This window comes from Parvibium lacunae (assembly GCF_003335215.1).
Taxonomy (GTDB): domain Bacteria; phylum Pseudomonadota; class Gammaproteobacteria; order Burkholderiales; family Burkholderiaceae_D; genus Parvibium; species Parvibium lacunae.
Genome location: NZ_QPGB01000002.1, coordinates 22,143 through 44,137, shown reverse-complemented (window position 1 = coordinate 44,137; position 21,995 = coordinate 22,143). Strand labels below are relative to the sequence as shown.

Annotated in this window: 20 protein-coding genes; 16 read left to right on the top strand and 4 right to left on the bottom strand. The window is 51.7% G+C overall.

Annotated features, from left to right (window positions below; all coding sequences use genetic code 11):
- The first annotated feature begins 39 nt into the window (after positions 1-39).
- The 3 genes from DU000_RS04210 to DU000_RS04200 are packed head-to-tail and all read left to right on the top strand — an operon-like array spanning position 40 to position 3,899.
- The gene (locus tag DU000_RS04210; protein ID WP_114402749.1) at positions 40-1,932 is read left to right on the top strand and encodes an MFS transporter; all 1,893 of its coding nucleotides are present in this window, start codon (positions 40-42) and stop codon (positions 1,930-1,932) included.
- Positions 1,929-3,038, top strand: a complete 1,110-nt coding sequence (locus tag DU000_RS04205) for a patatin-like phospholipase family protein (RefSeq protein ID WP_114402139.1) — start codon at positions 1,929-1,931, stop codon at positions 3,036-3,038. Before DU000_RS04210 ends, DU000_RS04205 begins: the two co-directional genes overlap by 4 nt.
- Positions 3,039-3,047: 9 nt before the next feature.
- Positions 3,048-3,899 carry a 2-keto-4-pentenoate hydratase gene (locus tag DU000_RS04200; RefSeq protein ID WP_114402138.1) on the top strand — a complete coding sequence of 284 codons (852 nt, stop codon included), beginning with the start codon at positions 3,048-3,050 and terminating at the stop codon, positions 3,897-3,899.
- Here the strand turns inward: DU000_RS04200 and DU000_RS04195 are convergent, their stop codons facing one another.
- Positions 3,900-4,565, bottom strand: a complete 666-nt coding sequence (locus DU000_RS04195) for a pyridoxamine 5'-phosphate oxidase family protein (protein ID WP_114402137.1) — start codon at positions 4,563-4,565, stop codon at positions 3,900-3,902.
- Between the two features lie 100 nt (positions 4,566-4,665).
- Here DU000_RS04195 and pdxR point away from each other — a divergent pair, with 100 nt between their 5' ends.
- From pdxR to DU000_RS04165, 6 genes are all read left to right on the top strand, one after another.
- The gene (gene pdxR, locus DU000_RS04190; protein WP_114402136.1) at positions 4,666-6,264 is read left to right on the top strand and encodes a MocR-like pyridoxine biosynthesis transcription factor PdxR; all 1,599 of its coding nucleotides are present in this window, start codon (positions 4,666-4,668) and stop codon (positions 6,262-6,264) included.
- A 128-nt stretch (positions 6,265-6,392) separates the two neighbouring features.
- Positions 6,393-7,439, top strand: coding sequence for a sulfate ABC transporter substrate-binding protein (locus tag DU000_RS04185; RefSeq protein WP_114402135.1), 1,047 nt, complete (start codon positions 6,393-6,395; stop codon positions 7,437-7,439).
- 11 nt (positions 7,440-7,450) lie between these two features.
- The gene (cysT, locus tag DU000_RS04180) at positions 7,451-8,362 is read left to right on the top strand and encodes a sulfate ABC transporter permease subunit CysT (protein WP_240001797.1); all 912 of its coding nucleotides are present in this window, start codon (positions 7,451-7,453) and stop codon (positions 8,360-8,362) included.
- Positions 8,363-8,370: 8 nt separating this feature from the next.
- Entirely contained in the window at positions 8,371-9,255 is an 885-nt protein-coding gene (gene cysW, locus DU000_RS04175) for a sulfate ABC transporter permease subunit CysW (RefSeq protein ID WP_114402134.1), read from the top strand.
- Between the two features lie 11 nt (positions 9,256-9,266).
- On the top strand, positions 9,267-10,388 hold the full coding sequence (locus DU000_RS04170; protein ID WP_114402133.1) for a sulfate/molybdate ABC transporter ATP-binding protein: 1,122 nt from the start codon (positions 9,267-9,269) through the stop codon (positions 10,386-10,388).
- Positions 10,389-10,390: 2 nt separating this feature from the next.
- Positions 10,391-11,314, top strand: coding sequence for a CysB family HTH-type transcriptional regulator (locus tag DU000_RS04165; protein ID WP_114402132.1), 924 nt, complete (start codon positions 10,391-10,393; stop codon positions 11,312-11,314).
- Here DU000_RS04165 and DU000_RS04160 read toward each other — a convergent pair.
- Positions 11,311-12,165 carry an AraC family transcriptional regulator gene (locus tag DU000_RS04160; RefSeq protein ID WP_114402131.1) on the bottom strand — a complete coding sequence of 285 codons (855 nt, stop codon included), beginning with the start codon at positions 12,163-12,165 and terminating at the stop codon, positions 11,311-11,313. The genes DU000_RS04165 and DU000_RS04160 overlap by 4 nt on opposite strands.
- Positions 12,166-12,297: 132 nt before the next feature.
- Between DU000_RS04160 and DU000_RS04155 the strand changes: the two genes are divergently transcribed.
- The 7 genes from DU000_RS04155 (at position 12,298) to DU000_RS04125 (ending at position 17,887) form a co-directional block, all read left to right on the top strand.
- On the top strand, positions 12,298-13,515 hold the full coding sequence (locus DU000_RS04155) for an MFS transporter (RefSeq protein ID WP_158529627.1): 1,218 nt from the start codon (positions 12,298-12,300) through the stop codon (positions 13,513-13,515).
- A gap of 114 nt (positions 13,516-13,629) precedes the next feature.
- Entirely contained in the window at positions 13,630-13,977 is a 348-nt protein-coding gene (locus DU000_RS04150) for a hypothetical protein (RefSeq protein WP_114402129.1), read from the top strand.
- 125 nt (positions 13,978-14,102) lie between these two features.
- Positions 14,103-14,666, top strand: coding sequence for a hypothetical protein (locus DU000_RS04145; protein ID WP_158529626.1), 564 nt, complete (start codon positions 14,103-14,105; stop codon positions 14,664-14,666).
- 2 nt (positions 14,667-14,668) lie between these two features.
- Positions 14,669-14,980, top strand: a complete 312-nt coding sequence (locus DU000_RS04140; protein WP_114402127.1) for a hypothetical protein — start codon at positions 14,669-14,671, stop codon at positions 14,978-14,980.
- Positions 14,981-15,263: 283 nt separating this feature from the next.
- Positions 15,264-15,539 carry a hypothetical protein gene (locus DU000_RS04135; protein ID WP_114402126.1) on the top strand — a complete coding sequence of 92 codons (276 nt, stop codon included), beginning with the start codon at positions 15,264-15,266 and terminating at the stop codon, positions 15,537-15,539.
- A gap of 286 nt (positions 15,540-15,825) precedes the next feature.
- Positions 15,826-17,136 (top strand): isocitrate lyase, encoded by a 1,311-nt coding sequence (gene aceA / locus DU000_RS04130; RefSeq protein ID WP_114402125.1) that lies wholly within the window; start codon positions 15,826-15,828, stop codon positions 17,134-17,136.
- 232 nt (positions 17,137-17,368) lie between these two features.
- Positions 17,369-17,887, top strand: a complete 519-nt coding sequence (locus DU000_RS04125) for an Lcl C-terminal domain-containing protein (RefSeq protein WP_158529625.1) — start codon at positions 17,369-17,371, stop codon at positions 17,885-17,887.
- 2 nt (positions 17,888-17,889) lie between these two features.
- Here DU000_RS04125 and DU000_RS04120 read toward each other — a convergent pair whose 3' ends face one another.
- Positions 17,890-18,822, bottom strand: a complete 933-nt coding sequence (locus DU000_RS04120; protein WP_114402123.1) for a LysR family transcriptional regulator — start codon at positions 18,820-18,822, stop codon at positions 17,890-17,892.
- A gap of 9 nt (positions 18,823-18,831) precedes the next feature.
- Positions 18,832-21,978: an efflux RND transporter permease subunit gene (locus tag DU000_RS04115; RefSeq protein ID WP_240001796.1), complete on the bottom strand. Its 3,147-nt coding sequence runs from the start codon at positions 21,976-21,978 to the stop codon at positions 18,832-18,834.
- Between the last annotated feature and the right edge of the window lie 17 nt (positions 21,979-21,995).

Here is a 21,995-nt window from a genome sequence, read left to right as displayed (position 1 = left end):
GCGAAGATCAATCCCTGTTTCCTTAGCGTAGGAGAGTCGATTGTGAGCCAGAGTCAATTTCAGCTACTCACGCAACGGCGCTTTGCCCCGTTTTTCTGGACGCAGTTTTTAGGCGCAGCGAACGATAATATTTTCAAATTTTCATTTACGTTGCTGGTTACTTTTCATGCGGCGGAAATTTCAACGTTACCACTAAGTGTGCTGGCGAATGCGATTGCAGGCCTCTTTATTCTGCCGTTTGTCTTATTTTCCGCTACCAGTGGCCAGCTGGCCGACAAGTACGACAAAGCCTTGATTATGCGCAGCGTCAAGTGGCTTGAATTGCTCATTATGGCGGCTGCCACCTATGGTTTTATCGACAAAAATGTCCCGGTTTTATTAGCCTGTACGTTTATGATGGGCTTGCACTCCACTATTTTTGGGCCTGTGAAGTATGCCTATTTGCCGCAGCATTTGGTGCGAGAAGAAATTGTGGGGGGCAATGGCTTGGTTGAAATGGGGACTTTCGTTGCCATTTTGCTGGGCACGATGTTGGGCGGTAGCCTGGCGAATTTGGGCGAGTACAGCGCCTACTTCGCAGCAGCGGCCTCCCTGCTGGTAGCGCTAGTGGGCTTGCTCACCAGCCATTTCATTCCACGCTCACCGGCAATCACCCCCGATTTAGCGATTAACTGGAATCCTGTTTCGGAAACCTGGACAAACCTGCGCACGGCTTACCAAAACCGAGTTGTTTGGCTTTCCATGTTGGGCATTTCCTGGCTCTGGTTTTTTGGTGCTATTTATCTCACCCAATTCCCGGCATTTGCCAAAGAGGTCTTGCACGGGGATGCGTCGGTCGTCACGCTCTTGCTCGCTGTGTTTTCTTTTGGGATTGGCCTCGGCTCTCTGCTGTGTGAGCGACTCTCAGGGCGCAAGGTCGAAATTGGCCTGGTGCCATTCGGGTCAATCGGGATGACGCTCTTTGCAGTGGACTTGTACTTTGCAAGCCAACTCGTGACCCATTTGGTACAGCCTCATACCTGGTCGAGCTTTATCCAGAGTTGGGCGCATCTACGCGTGTTGGCCGATGTCTTTTTGTTGGCGATGTTTGGGGGCTTCTACAGTGTGCCTTTGTATGCCCTGATTCAAACCCGTTCCGAGGCAACGCATCGCGCGCGGATTATTGCCGCTAATAATATTTTGAATGCCTTACTGATGGTGCTTTCAGCCGGTTTGGCGGTCTGGCTACTGAATGGCATTGGCTTAAGCATGCCGCAGTTGTTTTTGGTGGTGGGTATCTTAAACGCCGGGGTGGCGATTTATATCTACTCCTTAGTGCCTGAATTTCTGATTCGTTTTCTCGCTTGGTTATTGATCCATAGCTTGTACCGCTTGCGGGTTGAAGGGGCCGAGAAGATTCCCGCAAAAGGGGCGGCAATCTTAATTTGCAACCATGTCAGCTTTGTCGATGCCGTGGTGTTGATGGCGGTCAGCCCGCGACCGATTCGTTTCATCATGGATCACCAGATTTTCAAAATCCCGCTGCTGTCATGGATGTTTAAGCATAGCGGGGCGATTCCGATTGCCTCGGCTAAAGTTAACCCTGAACTCATGGAAAAGGCTTTCGCACGGGCCTCCAAGGTGCTGCGTGACGGCGAACTGCTCTGTATTTTCCCCGAAGGGCGCATTACCGATACCGGCGAACTCTACCCCTTCCGGCCTGGCATTACGCGCCTACTGAGTAATGATGCGGTGCCAGTGACGCCGATGGCGCTTTCCGGTTTATGGGGTTCTTTCTTTTCTCGTAAGGGGGGTAAAGCGTTTGCGTGGAAAAATTTTCATGGCATTTTTCTCCCCCTAGTCGTTCGGGTCGGCGAGCCAGTGCCGCCTGAGCAGGCGACACCGGATGCCTTGCAAGAAAAAGTTCAAGCATTGCGTGGAGAGGTACGTTGAATCGCGCCGTACAGCAGGCTTCTCCTCACTCAACGCTAAAAAAGCCGCTTAACCTTGCTTTACAAGGTGGCGGTTCCCATGGGGCCTATACCTGGGGTGTATTAGACGCCTTACTCGAAGATGGGCGGATTGAGATAGAGGCGATCAGCGGCACCAGTGCAGGCGCGATGAATGCGGCGGCGCTGGCAGCCGGGTGGGCCAGCCACCCACAAGACCCGCATACAGGCGCACGCGAAAAACTCGCCACGTTTTGGCAAAGCATTAGCGATGGCCCTGGCTTCGGTAGCTGGAATGCGGCCACCGGTAGCGATTATTCGATGGAAGGCAATCCCTTTTTTATGGGGTTTGATTTACTCAGTCGGATCGCTTCTCCCTATCAACTTAATCCTCTAAACCTCAATCCCTTACGTGATGTCGTCGAGGCCCAGATTGATTTTGAGAAAATCAAGCAAGTGTGCCCATTTCACCTTTACCTCTGTGCAACCAATGTGCGTACTGGCCATGCCAAAGTATTCACGGGTGAGGAGTTAAGTGCCGACGCGGTGATGGCCTCGGCCTGTTTGCCCTTTGTTTTTCAGGCGGTCGAAATTAAAGGCCAAGCGTACTGGGATGGCGGCTTCATGGGGAATCCATCGTTGTTCCCGCTATATGCCACCAATGCACCGGATATTTTATTGGTCGCCATTAATCCGCTGGAGCGTGCGCAAGTGCCGGATACGGCAGCAGAGATCATCGACCGTGTGAATGAAATTTCGTTTAATTCGTCGTTGATGCTGGAAATGCGGGCGATTGAATTTGTGCAGCGTATGCTCGAAGAAGGGCAGATTCAAGAAGCCTCCCCTAAAAATCGTACCCCACGGTTTGTGCAGCGCTTATTCCGCCGTAAGTCAGCGCAAGAGGCCCACTACAAACGCATTTATATGCACATGATTGATGGTGGGCAAGACCTGCTCGAATTTGGCGCTTCGTCAAAATTCAATACCAGTTGGGAATTTCTCAGCAAGTTACACGATCTCGGCTACCACGCCGCCAAACAATGGCTGCGTTATCACTGGCGTAGCGTCGGTGAAAAATCCAGCCTCGATATTGCCAAAGTCTTTTTATAAGGAAACACCATGTTCAAGCGCTGTGTGGTCGTCATGTGTTTAGCTTGGCTCCCGTTCAGCCATGCCAGTGCGGCTTGCCTGAGTGATTTAGAAGCGGCACAGCTTGCCAGCCGCTACGTCAATAAAGAACTGATTAGCCTTGAGGCCAGCAATATCACTGCAGCCGACGCCCTGTGCAGCCAACAGAAAGTGGTGCGCTATTTGCAGCAAGCGTTTGGCCCCGTGGCAGGCTACAAAGCCGGTTTGACCAACCCCGCGACGCAAAAGCGTTTTGGGGCGGACGCGCCGGTGGCGGGGGTATTGTTCAAAAATCTCTTGCTCACTTCCCCCGCCAAACTGCCCGCACAATTCGGTGCCCGTCCATTATTTGAAGCCGATTTATTAGTGGAAGTGAAAGACGCTGGCATCATGCAAGCCCGCACGCAGGCCGATTTGCTTAAACATGTAAAAGCGGTGATTCCCTTTATTGAATTGCCCGACCTAGCCTTTTCCGATATGCGCCAGGCCAATGCGAATAGCATTACCATCATCAATGTCGGCGCCCGCCAGGGCGCGCTCGGCAAACCATTGCCAATGACGGCTGAGCTGGTGCCGTTGTTGGCCAGTATGCAAGTGAAACTGCTGGATGATTCGGGTGCGCAGCTTGACAGCGCCCCGGGAACCGCGATTCTTGATCATCCGCTTAATGCCGTGCTGTGGCTGGTGCAAGAAATGCAACGGCGTGGGGTTAGGCTTAAAGCTGGAGACTTATTAAGCCTAGGCTCCTTCTCCAAACTCATCCCCAGCGCAGCTGGTAAAACCATCATGGCAATTTATGATGGCTTACCTGGCAATCCTCAGGTGGTGGTGAGGTTTGAGTAATCACCCTTGCGCGCCATATCGCGCCAGATAGTCTGGCATGACAACCCAGGGGTTGAGTTTTTCATCTGCTTGGGGTTGCCCCCACACCTGCTGAGTTGGAATGACGCCAGCCCAATGCGGTAGCAACATGTCAGCCTCATCATCAATCGGTGGGCCGCTGCGAATCTTGGCAACGGCTTCCTCAATTCTAATCATGAGCACACTCGTGGCGGCAAGCTCATTGGCTGTCGGTGGACGCATATCTTGCCACCGACCGGGTACCAGCTTTTCATAAAATAGTTGCATTTGGCGATACTTTTCTTCTGCGGCTTCAACCTTTTCAAATTCTCCATACAAGCAAACCGAGCGATAGTTCACCGAACCATGAAACGCCGAGCGGGCGAGTACCAGTCCATCTAAATGGGTAACAGACACAACGGCGGGGGCACCGCTAGCAAGGTGTTGGATTAAGCGACTCCCATTGGAGCCATGAATGTAGAGCCATACGTCTTCGCGCCAGATGGCGGTTGGAATCAGGTGCGGTTGGCCATCAATCACGAATCCAATACTGGCAAAAATGGCGGCATCTAAAATATCATAGACGGTTTTTGCATCATAGCGCCCCCGATTACTTTTACGCTTCAAGCGCGTCCTATCGGTAGGAGAAAAATCTTTACGGTTAGCCATCATGGTTCCTTGGTGGAGTCGGAGCCTTACTGTAAAATTTTTCTGTTACCTTAAAAAGAGACAGTTTTTTTAATTTATTAGAACCAGTTTGGCGCGCTTGATGACAGAGATAACGACGAAAAATGCTTGGGTTACTGCCACTTGGCTAGAGGTCATTCAATCGCGCTTTCAAGGGTTACTGACCGCGCCGAGTGCCGCTGAGCGCTATAGCAAGCCCAGACAGCTCTATGCGTGGATGCGTGAAGATATTTTATCGGCCCGTGTCGCTGCCGGAACACGCTTGCCGTCTTCACGGCAGTTGTGGCAATCGTTGCCGATGGGACGCAATGCGGTGCTCGATGCGCTTGGGCAGTTATTGGCTGACGACCTGATCGAGAGCCATCCACGTCGTGGTTTATTTGTCAAGTCGATGCCGATGGTGGCCCAGCGGAGTCTGCCCGAGACAATATCCCTGCCCGTAACGCAAGACCTATGGCTAAGCCAGCGGGCACAGGGCATCAATCAACAGGGAGCACCTTGGGGGCCGATGCGCGGGCCTTTTGCGGTGGGGGTTCCCGATTTAAGTCGTTTTCCGCTTGAGAGTTGGCATCGGTATCTGAACCACTACCAAAAAAATCCCAAGCTGGAATGGCAGGGGTATGTCGCGAATGGGGGTGAATTATCGCTACGACAAGCGATTGCTGAACATCTATTACTGACACGGGGGATTCATTGCACGCCAGCGCAGGTGATTATCACCGCTAACACCCAGCAGTCGATTAAGCTTATGGCAGAGTTATTGGCCGATGTTGGCGACCTTGCCATCATGGAATCGCCCGGTTATGGCGGCGCGTATGCGGCGCTGAGCGCTGCAGGCTTAACTGTTGTGCCCTGTCCCGTCGATGCTGAGGGCTTGTGCGTTGAGGCACGCGCTACTGCGCAATGGGCCACGGCCGCGCTTTGCTACATTACCCCCTCACACCAATACCCATTGGGGTCTGTGATGAGTCTGGCACGACGGCAAGCGCTCTTACAGCTTGCGTCCCAGCATGATCTGTGTATTTTGGAAGACGATTATGACGGTGAGTTCCGCTATGCTGGACCACCGTTGTTATCGTTATATGGTTTGGCACAGAAAACGGACTCCCTCGCCAAGGTCGTCTATTTAGGGACGTTTAGTAAAAGCTTATTTCCGGCTGTACAGATTGCCTACATGGTGGTTCCGACGTCTTGGGTACCGTCGGTGGTCGCTTGGCAAGCTCGCCAGTATCGCGAACCGGGTTATGCCAAGCAGGCCGCCCTCGCAGCCTGGATGCATGATGGTCATTTCAGCAGGCATTGTCAGCGCCAAAAACAACGTTATCAAGCCCGCAGCCGCTACATTTCACAGCGATGGTATGCGGCGTTTGGCGATGCTTTTCCCCTAACCGGGGAACAGGCAGGGCTGCATCTTTGCGCCCATTTTCCTGCCGGTATCGATGATGTGTTGATCGCGCAGGCGCTAATGACATGTGGCATATATGCGCGCCCGCTATCGTCTTATTCCATCGCCCCCCGTGAAGCGCACCACGATACAGACTGGAACCGCCAGTTGGCCCAGCGCTGCCAGCGTCGTGGTTTGGTCATTGGCTTTGGCGATGTTGACGACAAGATGCTGCCTAGCATGTGTTCCTTGCTCGTGAAAACCATCACGCAAGCAATCGCAAATGGGCTGCCCTAGTTAACCGTATTGCCATCTTTAATTTCACTTATGCAAAAAACAAATAAGTAACTAAGAAATTATTCGTTTACTGCTTATTACAAAAACGCGTAAGCTGCGGCTTCCGTTATGATATTTATGGAGTCACCATGTTACGTCGCCGTTTTGTAGGGTCACGAATCATCCATGCGGTTGCTCAGTCGCTTGCTGGCTTGGCTGGCATCGCTGCGATCAGTTTACTCAACCCCGTTCAGGCTCAAGAGCAAACCATCCTTAACGTCAGCTATGACGTCATGCGTGATTTTTATAAAGATTTAAATCCCGCCTTCCTGCAAGACTGGAAAGCCAAGGGGGGCGCCCCAGTTAATGTACAAATGTCACATGGTGGCTCAGGAAAACAGGCGCGCGCGGTGGTGGATGGCTTGGAAGCAGACGTGATTACCATGAACCTGGCCAGTGACATTGACATCTTGCACACCAAAGCTGGCCTGATTCCCGCAGACTGGAATAAGCGTTTGCCAAACGGCAGCGTGCCATTTACTTCTGCCACTGTATTTATTGTACGTAAAGGGAATCCCAAGGGGGTAAAGGACTGGTCTGATCTGATCAAACCAGACTTAAAACTGGTTATTCCTAATCCAAAAACTGCGGGTAATGGCCGCTATACCTACCTGAACGCTTGGGCTTATGCGCTAAAGCAAAATAAAAACAGTGAAGCCAAGGCTCGCGAGTTTGTCAGTGCCGTATTCAAGAACGTGCCGGTGCTGGATACGGGAGGGCGCGCAGCAACCACCACCTTTATGCAGCGCCAAATCGGCGATGTTTTGATCACCTTTGAAAACGAAGCAGAGATGATTGCCCGTGAATTTGGGCGGGGTCAATTTGAAGTGGTCTATCCCAGCTTAAGCGTCCAAGTCGAGCCGCCCGTCGCTGTGGTTGATAAGGTCGTGGACAAAAAAGGCACCCGTAAAGTGGCCCAAGCTTATCTCGAGTTTCTCTACACCCCGGCTGGGCAAGAAATCGCTGCACAAAACTACCTGCGCCCTCGTAATCCTGAGGTTCTGAAGAAATATGCTGCGCAGTTTCCTAAGCTCAATTTCTTCACGGTGGATGAGGTTTTCGGTGGCTGGCAAAAAGCCCAAAAAACTCACTTTGATGATGGTGGGACGTTTGACCAGATCTATACCAACAAATAATGACTGATGCCATGTCTTCCATGTCTGTTTCTGCACAAACTACACCCGCCAATGCGCCAACCACAAGCTCGCCTGTGGCTGGGCGTCGTTGGGGGGGGCGGCATTATTCGGTATTACCTGGTTTTGGCTTATCACTGGGTTTTACCTTGGTTTATCTCTCGCTAATCGTGTTGATTCCGCTCTCAGCCGTCATTTTAAAAACCGCGAATTTAAGTTGGGCCCAGTTTTGGGAAACCATCACGACCGAGCGCGTGGTCGCTTCCTATCAGCTCAGTTTTGGCGCTTCTCTGATTGCCGCACTGTTAAACGTGATATTCGGGGTGCTGCTCGCTTGGGTCCTGGTGCGCTATCAATTTGTTGGCAAAACGGTGATTGATGCATTGGTCGATTTGCCTTTCGCTTTACCCACTGCCGTCGCAGGGATCGCCCTAACCGCCATATATGCCCCCAATGGGTTAATCGGCCAATATCTGGAACCGCTAGGAATCAAGGTTGCCTTTGCGCCGCTCGGGGTGGTGCTTGCACTGACCTTCATCGGTTTGCCGTTCGTCGTGCGCACAGTGCAGCCCGTGTTAGAAGACCTCGAAATAGAGTTGGAAGAAGCGGCTGCGAGCTTGGGAGCCAGCCGTGCGCAAACCTTTTTGCGGGTGATTTTGCCAACCATGTTACCGGCGGTGCTAACTGGCTTTACGCTGGCATTTGCCCGTGCTGTCGGTGAGTTTGGTTCCGTCGTCTTTATTTCCGGCAATTTGCCCTTTGAAACTGAAATTACGCCGCTATTGATTTTGACAAAATTGGAGCAGTACGACTACGTGGGGGCTACCGCACTGGCGGTTTCAATGCTTGCCGTGTCGTTTGTATTGTTACTGTTGATTAACGGATTACAAGTCTGGAGCCGCAAACGCTCTGGCATGAAAGTATAGGAATCGCTATGGCAGGCGCAGTTGGCAGTTCTTTAGTCGGGGCGGGCGCGCGGCGGCGGAGTATCGCGGTGGAAGAGCCGCGCTGGCTACGCTATGTACTCACTACCGTTGCACTACTTTTTGTCTTGGTTTTCTTAATCTTGCCTTTGGGTACGGTATTTTATGAGGGGCTGAAAAAGGGCTGGGATGTTTATCTGGCGTCCTTGGTTGAGCCTGATGCGCTGGCGGCACTCAAGCTCACCCTGTTAATCGCTGGTTTATCGGTGCCGCTGAATATTGTGTTTGGGGTTGCGGCGGCTTGGGCCATTACCAAGTTTCAATTCCGTGGCAAACAGCTTTTAATTACCCTAATTGACTTACCGTTTTCAGTCTCGCCGATTATTGCTGGCTTGATTTTTGTCTTGTTATTTGGGGCTCAGGGCTGGTTTGGTCCATGGCTGCAGGCGCACGATATTAAAATTATTTTTGCAGTGCCGGGCATTGTGCTGGCAACCATTTTTGTGACCTTTCCATTTGTCGCCCGCGAGCTGATTCCACTGATGCAAGCACAAGGCAGCGAAGAAGAGGAAGCGGCAATTACCCTCGGCGCTTCAGGATGGGCGATGTTTTGGCGTGTGACCTTGCCCAATATCAAATGGGGCTTGTTGTATGGTGTCATCCTCTGTAATGCGCGGGCGATGGGCGAATTCGGTGCCGTGTCAGTGGTGTCTGGCCACATTCGCGGTATGACCAATACATTACCGCTACATGTTGAAATTTTATATAACGAATATCAGTTCGCCGCCTCGTTTGCGGTGGCTTCTATCCTGAGTATCTTGGCCCTGGTCACCCTAATTCTAAAAACCCTGCTGGAATGGCGAGTGCAGCAACAGCTCACCCAGCCTTCAAATTAGTGGAATCTATTATGAGTATTCAAGTTAAAAATATTATCAAGCGTTTTGGTACTTTTACCGCACTCGATAATGTCTCCCTCGATTTTCCTCAAGGCCAGCTCACTGCTTTGCTGGGGCCATCTGGTTGTGGCAAAACCACCTTGTTGCGGCTGATTGCCGGGCTGGATATTCCCGACAGTGGGCAAGTGCTCTTTGATGGTGAAGATGCAACTCAAGATCATGTGCGCGAGCGTAATGTGGGCTTCGTATTCCAGCACTACGCTTTGTTTAAACACATGACTGTTTTTGAAAACGTCGCCTTTGGCCTACGTGTTAAACCGCGCCAGGAAAGGCCAAGCGAAGCTGAAATTGGCGAACGAGTACATCGCCTTTTAAATCTGGTACAACTGGATTGGCTTGCAGACCGTTACCCAGCACAACTATCGGGCGGGCAGCGTCAGCGTATCGCCTTGGCCCGTGCTCTCGCGGTAGAACCGAAAGTATTATTATTGGATGAGCCTTTTGGGGCGTTGGATGCAAAAGTGCGCAAGGAATTGCGCCGTTGGCTGCGTCGTTTGCATGATGAGTTGCATGTCACCAGTATTTTTGTCACGCACGATCAAGAAGAAGCGCTCGAAGTGGCCGATCAAGTGGTCTTGCTCAACCATGGTCGAATCGAACAAGTCGGCACACCAGATGCCGTTTATGCCCATCCCAGCACCCCCTTTGTGTACGGCTTCTTGGGCAACGTTAACCTTTTTCATGGTCGCGCTGATGGTCAGCACCTGGACTTGGGCGAAACACGTTTGCCGTTATCGACCTCTATCTCATCTGCAATTGCTGATGAATCAGCGCCGACTACGTTGACGACAGGTAGCGAGCCCGTTGCGGCAACTGCCTACATTCGCCCGCATGAAATCAATCTGCTTAAAGTCAGCGAACATCCCGCTGTTGAAGGAGCCATTCGCGCACGTTACATTCGTGCTTATATCATTGGTCCTTCAGCGCGTCTGGAGTTAGAGCGTAGTGAAACCGGTGAGTGGATAGAAGTGGATCTGCCGGTCGCGACTTTTCAGCAGCTTGGGTTACAAGCAGGTGAATTAGTCTGGGCGCAGCCCTCCGGCTTTCGTGTGTTTGCACAACAAGCCGCCTAGCCATGAACTTTCAGCAACTTCGCTCTGTCCGTGAAACAGTGCGCCGGCAGTTTAATCTGACCGATGTTGCGCAAGCTCTTTATACTTCACAGCCTGGTGTGTCGCGCCAGATTCGCGAACTGGAAGAAGAGCTAGGCTTTGAGATTTTTGTACGTGCCGGCAAGCGCCTGCTAGGGCTCACTGAGCCAGGGCAGGCGGTGTTACCGATTATCGAACGCTTGCTGCAAGAACAAGACAATCTCAAGCGTGCGGGCGAGGAGTTTACCGGCCAAACCCAGGGCCGCTTAACCGTTGCAACCACTCATACACAAGCGCGCTATGCTTTACCGCAAGTGATTAAAACTTTCCGCGATGCTTTTCCCGGGGTGACACTGGCGTTGCAGCAAGTTGCACCTTCACACATTGTCGAGCTGCTACAAACTGGCGAAGCGGATATTGGTATCGCGACGGAAGGCTTGGAAAACATTCCTGAACTGGTCACCTTTCCTGCTTACTCTTGGCACCATGTGTTGTTGGTCACGCCTGACCACCCTCTAGCAACGGTCAAGAAACTGACTTTGGCACATTTGGCAACCCATCCTCTCATCACCTACGACGCCGGTTTCACTGGCCGTAAAAAAGTCGATGACGCCTTTCAACAAGCACAGGTCGTTCCTGAGATCGTACTCACTGCAATGGATGCCGACGTTATTAAAACCTATGTTGAAGTAGGTTTAGGGGTAGGGATTGTGGCATCCATGGCCTATGACCCGAAAAAAGACCACGGTCTGGTATGTCTCGATGCCGGCCACCTCTTTGCCGACAATATTACCCGTGTCGCCATTCGGCGCGGGCGCTATTTGCGGGCGTATGCCTATCAGTTTATGCAGACACTCTCGCCAGCGCTCACGCGTGAGGTGGTGATGCAAGGGTTGGCGATTACCTAATTGGGGCTACTCGCCTCACCAGATTCTTTAGCAGGCCTTAAAAACAGACTCGGTGGCACCCCAAAGGCTTTTTTAAACATAGCGCTAAAAGCGCTCGCACTTTGGTAGCCGAGTGCTTGTGCAATCGCTTGATAAGGGGTGCCATCGCTGGCGAGTGTTAGTGCCTGCATGAGTTTCAATTGCGTACGCCAAGTGGTAAATGGCATCCCTAACTCTTTGAAAAAGAGGCGGCTGATAGTGCGCTCACTCGCGCCACAGTCTGCCGCCAACGCCGCTAGCGTCTGCGTTGTGGCGGGGTGGTGGAGCAGGTATTCGCACAAGTTACGCAAGCGGCGGTCTTGCGGCAGCGGCAGGTGCAAGGGGAGGCGCGCTGCTTGCGCTAACTCTTCTAGTAAAAGTATGGCCAGCGCCTCTTCGCGCAACGTTCTTTCGTGCTGTTTGGCTAACTTCGCCAGCTCACTGATTAGGCTACTCATGAAGGGCCGCACTTCAATCACACAACAGGCCTGATGGCTAATTGGCTTCATCGCCGCATCAACGTATAAGGTATGCGGGTGGGCTCCCGAAAAAAGCTGCACTTCATGGGGAATGCGGGGTGGAATCCAAATCGCGCGGGTCGGTGGCACGATCCAGGTTGCGCTGGGGGTAGAAACCCGCATCACGCCTTTCAAACTATAGGTCAGTTGCGCCCAAGGATGCTGGTGCAGGGGCAACCCTGCAATACTATCTTGCGGCCTGACGCGCACCCGTATCGGGCGCGCTGGCGTGGGAATGGGCACATCATCGCCTTGGCTGATTTCGGTAATGCCCAGAACAGTATGTTGGCGAGCAAAAGTATGGGGGGGCGGCATAGGGGTATTGTGCAGGTAACGCGGTAAGCTTGGCGGGTTAGCGATAGTCTTTGTCTGTTTGTTGCATTTTAGACTATGTCGATTTGTTTTATCGTGATGATTACTCAATCATGCTCAGTCTTGGAGTCTCTCATGACAACTTCCCCACTACCACTGGGTGCGTCTTCTTGGCGGGCCGATACCCATATCATTGCAGTGATCGGAATCGCCCATGGCACCTCCCATTTTTTCCAGCTCGCCTTACCTGCACTCTTTCCCGCACTCAAGCAAGACCTGCAACTGACTTACGCTGAGCTCGGTATGGCGATGACCTGTTTTTACGTGGTCTCTGGGGTGTTTCAGGCCCTCAGCGGTTTTGTGGTTGATCGTCTGGGCGCGGTACGAGTCTTACTATTTGGTCTATTGTGTTTAGCAGTCGGGGCCGGGGTCGCTTCACTGGCGCAAGGTCAGGCAGGGTTATATCTCGGGGCCGCACTGATTGGCTTGGGTAATAGCGTGTTTCACCCGGCCGATTTCTCGCTACTTAATGCGCGCGTCTCCCTCAGCCGCCTTGGCCATGCTTTTTCTACGCATGCTTTATCTGGCAACTTGGGGTACATTGCGGCGCCGCTCACCATGCTGGCGCTCTCACACAGCTTAGGCTGGCGGGTGGCATTACAAGTGGCGATGGCGATTGCGATCGCCGTTGCCTTATTTGTCTTTTTGCAGCGGCAGATTCTGGATGGCGGTCACCACGCGCAGCAAAAAGCCAATCATCAGCCGCTGCATCTGCAGGCCTTACTGACACGCCCAATCATTGCTTGTTTCTTTTTCTTTTTATTCGCGACATTTGCTGTCATGGGTCTGCAGAACTTTTTGCCTACCTTGCTACAAAGCGCCTACGCTTTAACGCCTGTGCAGGCAACGTCGATGCTAACCACGCTGTTACTCGGCGGGGCTACTGGCATGTTGCTGGGAGGCTTTGCGGCCAACCGGGCGCAGCACCATGAGCGCATTGCAGCGGGCGGCATGATTGCTGCAGCCCTAATTGCGGGTTTACTTGCCGCGCACCTGATTCCCACGCCGGGGTTATTACCCGTGCTTTTCCTGCTTGGCTTGGTCGCGGGCATCACCAATCCCTCGCGCGATATGCTGGTTCGCAAAGCCGCACCGCCAGGGGCTAGCGGGCGGGTCTATGGCATGGTCTATGCGGGCCTCGATACTGGCGCTGCAACCGGCCCGGCGGTGCTGGGCTGGTTGCTCGATCAGCAATCGCCGCACTGGGCGTTTCTGTGCGTTGCTATCGCTTTTAGTCTGAATGTCGTGTTGGCAGGGTTTGCGCGTCAGTCAACTATGCCAGTAACGCGCTAGCTTCCAGAGCGGTACCGCTGTTGAGTGAGGGGTTTGACCCGTTGACCAATGCCCTTGTGCAATTAGCCAGCGGCGAAGCCATCTTCACTCGCCGGCAAGGGTAATAAACTCACAATGACGGATATTGGGGGTGGGGGAGATCGATTGCAATGGTCATTGCCAGGTGAAGCGTTACCTATTAACGAAAAACTCCGGCTCATTCAAATGCTGGATAAATTTGGATACCCCGATACAGCGGCTGACTATCGCGCCTCTCTTGCGAGCCAACTCGGTGCCATCCCCGACCAAAGCCCAGCTGAAGACGCCCGCCTAGCACGCTATGCAGAAACCAGTAGCGCCATGCCCCCGCAAGCGCCTAGCGAAGCTGGCTTACTGACCTTTACCAGCAATAACCCCGCGCTCACACAGCTGTCACTAACCCGGTTAATAGACTCAGAGAAGAAACGCTTGCCTTCTTTGTAAGACGCGGTGCGCAAGCCCCTGAAGGCAGCCTAGCCTATCGGTTCTATGGCACTGGCTATGCTGTGGTAAGCGCTCTGGCCCCAGAGACCGTGCCTGAGTTTATGGCAGGCGCAGCGCTAGGGCCAGTGGGGAGTAAAGTCGGCGGGCTGGGTATTAAACAACTCAACCGACTGCCCGTGCTGGGTGCTGATGTAGGTGAAGGCATTGCGCAAGGAATCCAAGGCTCAGCCAAGTACTTGCGTGATTTGGGTGTGCCGGATTGGAAGATTACCCCACGGCCTTTTGAGTATGGTACGCTGAATGCTAATCCGTTACCATTCTCGTTGCAGAGGGTGGGGAGTGGAGTAAATACGACATTAAAGCCCTATTCATTGAGCAATGAACAAACACGCATTTGGTATCACAATCAACTTGATGCAATTCCAACCCAAATTGATTCAACTCTCTCTCTTCGTGAACAAGCGCTGCAATCTTTTCAGATGCGCAATGAAATAAAACTTCAGGCTCGCGAATTAATGAGCGATAGAGCAGCCGCAGCAGAGCTTCCGGAACCTAAAACATTGCAGGATGTTGTACGTAAAGCTTATGAGCAGGGGTTGCGAGGCGATGATGTTTGGATCTATGTTCGCGATGGTGCTACTCGGTCAAATAAAAATGTTGACGATGCTCTAGGATTAACAAGGAAATAACCATGAACGCGCATAGAAAACCTGTTGTTATACTGGAACGAGGAAATGGTATTGTTGATGTTGATGTACCAGCAGTTTCTGGGTGGGATGGATTTGATAAACTTTTTCTATTCTTGAAAAATGAATATCAAGCGAGGGCTATCAATACAATAGATGGCCCAGATGCTCGCAAATGGGTAATTGAGATTGAAGGGCATTCAATTAAAATTTGCCATGATGATTATGGAAATTCTATTCACTCATTAGCAGAGGAATCAGCTGATTTAGTAAGACGAATCGGTTTAGATTTAGAAAAAAGATTGGCTAATTGCTAGTCTGGCCCAAATAACACTGTAACAATTAATGCTTGGTCTGGCCGATTCGGTGCTGGTGCAGGGATAACTGAAACGCAGTGGGCTGCTACCAAAAAGCTATGGGAGTCCTTAGGATACAAAGTAAATGTCGTGCCATTAAATGAATAATTTGGGAGGCTTTATGAAAATATGGCAACTGGACTCTATCTTGAATGGCGAATAAACGGGGACGTACCACTAATAAATCTGGGACGAACAATAAATCGCGGGGTAAATAGGGGACGGGGGGATAGCGAAGTTGAGCATGTACAAGGATATCGTCCAACTCAGCAGCCAATCCATCCAATTTCTTGTCAAAGAAAGCGGCGACGTTCTCCTCAACCCTGGGGCCTGGCAAGACCAAGGCGACCACTGGCAACAAGCACTCCCGCTGCACCTGCCCGATGGTGCCTGGGGCCCAGTAAACACCCTTGGCCAAAGCTACGACGCCAACGGCTACCTGCTCTACAACGGCGTTGAAGGGCGACTCCACTCCCGGCGAGTGATTATCTTAGCTCGCTATGTCTTATATAAGATATAAGATTATTTCATATTGTGAAAGGCGGATTTTATTATCTGAAAAGCGCTTGTGCGTCGCCACAAATTGATATTTCATTAGCAAAAAAGTCTTTCCGCATTATAAAAATAAATTTTTAAGTGTTTGATTTCAATGAATTTATTTATATTGCCTAACCTAAAAATAGCGCTTGTTGCAGTTGCGCTGAAAAATTAATATGAATGCAGGGTGATCGATGTTGATCATGACAGGTGAGTGATCTGAAGCCGTTTTTAAGGTGATGCATTTTTTAATTGATAGGGAGAGCAAGATGAGCGCACGTGAGTTAGCTGCACAGAAGTTGCAAAAAGAGTGGTCAGAAAACCCCCGCTGGAAAGGGATCAAGCGTCAATACAGTGCGGCAGAAGTGGTTCGCCTGCGTGGTTCATTACCGATTGAATATACCTTGGCTAAGCGTGGCGCTGAGCGTTTGTGGCAAGACTTGCAGGGCCAGCCATTTATTAATGCGCTTGGGGCGTTGACGGGCAATCAGGCGATGCAGCAAGTTAAGGCAGGCTTACGGGCAATTTATCTTTCTGGTTGGCAGGTAGCGGCCGATGCCAATATTGCTGGAGAAATGTATCCCGATCAATCTTTGTATCCCGCGAATTCAGTCCCCGCGGTTGTCCGCCGAATTAACAATACTTTCCAGCGTGCTGATCAGATTCAGTGGATGGAGGGTAAGACCCCGCAAGACGCTGATTATGTAGATTATTTTGCGCCGATCGTGGCGGATGCGGAGGCGGGCTTTGGCGGCGTGCTGAATGCATTCGAGCTGATGAAAGGGATGATTGAAGCGGGCGCGGCAGGGGTTCATTTTGAAGACCAATTGGCCTCAGTCAAGAAATGTGGGCACATGGGTGGCAAAGTGTTGGTGCCGACGCGAGAGGCTGTTGCCAAGCTGAGCGCAGCGCGTCTGGCAGCTGATGTGATGGGTACGCCGACTTTGTTGATCGCGCGGACAGATGCGGAAGCCGCAGATTTGCTGACCAGTGATGTGGATGAGACTGACCAGCCATTCTGCACGGGAGAGCGCACGGTTGAAGGGTTTTATCGTACACGCCCTGGGCTGGAGCAGGCGATTTCTCGTGGTTTGGCCTATGCCCCCTATGCGGATTTAGTCTGGTGTGAAACCGGTAAGCCTGATCTGGCTTATGCGAAAGCGTTTGCTGAGGCGATTCATAAACAGTTCCCCGGGAAAATGCTGGCGTATAACTGTTCTCCCTCATTTAACTGGAAAAAGAATCTAGATGACGCCACGATTGCCAAATTTCAGCGTGAGTTAGGAGCCATGGGCTACAAGTTCCAATTTATTACGCTGGCCGGTTTCCACAGCTTGAATTACGGCATGTTCAATTTGGCTTATGGCTATGCCAGAAACAACATGAGCGCCTTTGTTGAGCTGCAAGAGGCCGAGTTTGCCGCTGCTGAGCGGGGGTTCACCGCAGTGAAGCATCAGCGCGAGGTGGGTACTGGTTATTTTGATGCCGTCACCCAAACGATTGAGGGCGGGCAGTCGTCCACGACCGCCCTTAAAGGCTCCACGGAAAATGAGCAGTTCTTTGAGCATAAAGTGGCTTAGTGACTGCTGTTTGTACTGATTGATATGAATAAAGGGGAGCGTCGCGACGAGGAGACAGACCTACCGATAACGAGACTGAGCGTCGCTTGATGTTAATCAGTCCAGTAAAACGGTAGTCGATTCCCAGTGCTCGCCGCATGTAACCGTCAGGTTCATGCGGCTTTTTTTTGGGTATTTAGTTTTTATGGAGGTTGCCGTAATGTCAGAAAGGTGAATCATGCGGGAGGTGGAAATGAGACTGGCTCAATTAATCATTAGCTTGGGCGCAGGGCTATTTTTTGCATCTGTTACGCTTGCAGAGCAGGTATGCCAAGGCGCAAAATTGACGCGACCCGATAGCCGCTATGAAAGCGGCTTAGGCGGCTTAGAGGTGAAAGACACCGTGTCGGGCCTGATCTGGCGGCGTTGTGTCGAAGGTCTGCAATGGGATGGCAAACAATGTGCGGGCGAGGCAATCAAAGTCGGCCTGAACGAGGCACAAGAGTTAGCAAAAAAGGCAGCCACAGCGACCAAGCGAGCCTGGCGTTTACCAACCCATGCTGAAATGCATAGCCTGGCGGAGAAGGCCTGCAAGCACCCAGCAATCAACGCCAAATGGTTTCCAGAGACGCCACAAGCGATGCACTGGTCATTTTTGGCGGAAGAAAATAATGGCAAAAATCCTTTTCTGGTGGATTTTGCCAGCGGCGAGTTTGCCAATTGGATCAATAAAAGCCCAACCAATTACGTCCGTTTGGTGCGCAATCCTTAGTGTTATTGCGTAACCTTGCCGGTGAGCCAGTATTCTGTATCGCCGTAAGTTTGTTTAAAGAAATCAATCAGCAGGCGAACCCGCAGCGGCAATAGTCGTTTGTCTGGGAAAACCGCATAAATCCCAACTGGTGGCGCGGCGTATTCATTCAATACGGTAACAAGCTGTCCACGGCTGAGGGCACCGCGCACTTCCCACATAGAGCGCCATGCCAGCCCATAACCCTTAATCGCCCAATCAAGCAGGGCCGAACCATCATTGCAGGCAAGGTCACCTCGAACTTTTATATAGCCGAGCTGGCGCGGATCATGGGGGCTTGATTTAAGCAGCCAGCCACGATGCTGGGCAGATTCCTGGCCCAGAGTCAGGCAACGATGTTGTGTGAGGTCTTGCGGCGTCTGTGGTGTGCCATGTTGACTGAGATAGCTGGGGCTGGCAACGATAACGCGTGGATTATCAGCTAATTTGACGGAGATCAGGTTAGAGTCTGGCAGTTGCCCAATCCGAATAGCGAGATCAATACTTTCGTTAATTAAGTCCACATAACGATCGCTCAAATCCAAATGCAGCTGGACGGCGGGATGCCGGTGTGTGAATGTGGGGAGCAGGGGAGCGACATGCTGTCGTCCGAAGCCACCTGGGGCGCTGAGTTTGATCTGCCCACCCGCCTGCACACTTCCGAGGGCGACCGCATTTTCAGCGGTGTCTAAGTCCTGCAGAATCCGCTCACAATTCTCTAGGAAGGCTTGGCCTTCCTGAGTGAGTGTGACCCGTCGTGTCGTTCGAATAAGTAATTTGATCCCGAGGCGGGCTTCGAGGGCATCGATACGCCGACCGATAATCGCCGGCGCAACGTTTTCAAGTTTGGCCGCTGCGGATAGGCCGCCTTTGGTCGCGACGGCCACAAACGTTTCAAGCTGTTTGAATTTATCCATTTACCGGTGCTAGGGTCGTGTCGAGGTGGGAGGCAAGCCAAAACGTGCCAACAAGACGGGTAACAAAAACAGGGTGAAGCAGGTCGCAGAAATGATACCCCCAACGATCACAATCGCAAATGGGCGCTGCGTTTCTGAGCCAATGCCATTAGACAAAGCGGCAGGTAGCAGGCCGAAGCCAGCCATGAGTGCAGTCATTAAAATAGGCCGAAGTCGAGCGATCGCGCCTTCAACTAAAGCGGTTAGCGGGGCTTCCCCGTTCTGTAAATTATCCAGATATTGCTCAACCAAAATCACTCCATTTTGCACAGAGATACCCGCTACGGCGATAAAGCCGACGGCAGCTGAGATCGATAGATTTAATCCTGCCAGGCCCAGCCCTGCCAGACCGCCAATCAGAGTAAACGGTACCATGCCTAGAACCAGCAATGCCAGCCGGGTCGAGCGGAAGGCCCAAAATAGAACAATAAAAATACCCAGCAGACTGATCGGGACAATCACTGCTAAGCGTTTGGAGGCGCGTTGCTGATTTTCAAATTGCCCCCCCCAGGTAATGAAGTAACCGGGGGGTAAGTGAATTTCTTTTTTAACTTGTTGCTGTGCTTCGCGCACAAAGCTACCCATATCCCGCCCACGGATATTGGTTTTTACGATGCCTACCCGGCCGCCGCCTTCGCGGGCGATCCGCGAGGCGCCTTGCCGGATTTCGACTGTAGCAAGTTCGGACAAGGTTAAGTTACCCCGTTGAATGTTGCCATCAATGGCGCTGGGGATCGGGACTTGTAAATTTAAGATGTCCTCCATCGAGTCCCGGTATTCTGCGGGGAGCCGTAACGTGACATCAAATTTACGGTCTCCTTCAAAGAAGTCGTTCACATCGGCCCCGCCAAACGCAGTGGCAATGACCCGGTTGATGTCGGCGATATTGATACCGTAGCGGGCCATCTTGCGGCGGTCAGGGGTGATGGTGACTTCGGCTTGCCCGCCAACAGGAATCGCGGCAACATCGGCATTGCCGGGAATCCGCTTGAGAATAGTCTCAATCAGCTCTGCTTTATCCTGCAGAATTTCTAGATCGGGGCCGAAAATTTTGACCGCAATTTCGCCTTTAGCGCCAGAGAGCGATTCTTCAACATTGTCTTGAATCACTTGCGAGAAATTGGTGGGTAAGCCTGGTATTTGACTCAGGGCTCGTGACATATCTGAGACCAATGCCTCTTTGTCTTTGAATTGGGGGCGCCAACTGCTATGAGGTTTGAGATCGGCAAGAATTTCAATATTATTGGGGCCTTTGGGATCGGTCCCGTCATCCGGGCGGCCAACTTGGCCAATCATCATATTTACCTCAGGGTAGGTACGCAGCACGCTACGAATAGTTTCTTCCATTTCTTTGGATTGCACTAAATTCGTCGATGGCGCTAGTGAGATGGTCAACCAGATATTGCCTTCATCCAGCTTGGGTAAAAACTCGGTTCCCATTAAAGGGACGGTACTGAGTGTCAGGGCGAGTATGACTAAAGAGCCATAGATGACGCGATTTTTGAACATCATCGCTTGTTGTAGTTTGTGTCGATAGCCTTTCTGTAGCGCTTCCATCCAGGCTAAATGTTTTTCGCCCATGTCACTGCGATGCATAGTGAAAGCGAGTAATACAGGCACCAGCAGCAAGGTGAGTAGAATGGCGCCAATCAGCGCGGCAGAGAGCGTAAACGCAACGGGAGAAAAAATTCGCCCCTCAACGCGTTGAAACGTAAAGATCGGTAGAAATGCCAAAATAATGATGATTTTGGAAAACAGGATCGGTTTCGCCATGTCTGCTGCAACTGTACGTAAGGTGCTCAAGCGCCAGCCGAGCGCCCGCTCTGGGGTGCGGATATTCATGGCTAGATTTTGATGTTCCATGGCCAGCTTAACCATGAGTGCTTCGACCATCACCACCGCACTGTCAATAATGATCCCGAAGTCAACGGCACCGAGCGAAATGAGGTTGGCTGAAAGACCTTTGAGATCCATCGCAATAAAGGCAAACAAGAGGGATAGCGGGATTACTGCGGCAACAATCAGCGCTGCTCGCCAGTTACGTAGAAATACGAGGAGAATGCCGACAACCAATGCCGCCCCTACCAGTAAGTTATGGCCGACAGTATGTAGGGTGTTGTCAATCAGCTTGGTTCTATCGTAGATAGGTCGAATGCGGATTTCTTTCGGTAATCTGCCATTGATATTCAGCAATTCAATTTTTTCTTTCAGTGCTGCAATCACGACTGCAGGGTTCTGGCCTTTGGTCATTTGCACAATGCCCTGCACAACGCTATTTTTCGATTCTTCCGTGTTGGTGAAGGAGACAACGCCGGTACGCGGACGATCGCCAATCTGGACTATCGCAATATCACGTACAGTAATCGTTTTACCTTGGCGGTCAGCCACGATGACATCGCCAATATCATCCAGTGAGCGGAAAATGCCCACACTGCGCAGGACGTAGGCTTCTTCCCCAGTACGGATAGTCCCACCGCCAACATTGCTTGAACCGGCTTCTAGGGCTTGCGCTACGTCGTTGATCGTGACGCCAAATTTTTTCAATAATGAGGGATTGATACGAACTTGATACTGTTTAATCGTGGCACCATAACTGACAATATCTGCCACCCCTGGCACAAAGCGTAATTCCGGGCGAATGACCCAATCATGTATCGCACGCGCTTCACGCAGGCTCATGCTTTCTGGGATTTCAAGAATGTAACGATAGATTTCGCCAACTGCGGTCGTTAGCGGCGCTAAGACCGGTTGCGCGTCAGGGGGCAAACTTACTTGTTGCAGTTTTTCGAGTACCTTGGCCCGTGCAAAGTGATCATCGGTGCCATCGGCAAACGTGAGGGTAACGATTGAGAGACCGGTAATAGAAATGGAGCGCATTTGGGTCATGCGCGGAACACCGCTCATTTCACGTTCAATCGGTAAGCTGATTGCCCGTTCCACTTCTTCGGGTGCTTGCCCTTGGTATTGCGTGACGATTTGTACCTGAACATCTTGGACGTCAGGAAAGGCTTCGATCGGAATCGCTGAAAAAGAACGAAATCCGAAGACAGCTAACAGGCCAGTTAACAGTAGGATAAAGGCCCGTTGTTGGATTGCAAAAGCAATGAGCGCGCGCATCAGAGAGTCTCGTCAGT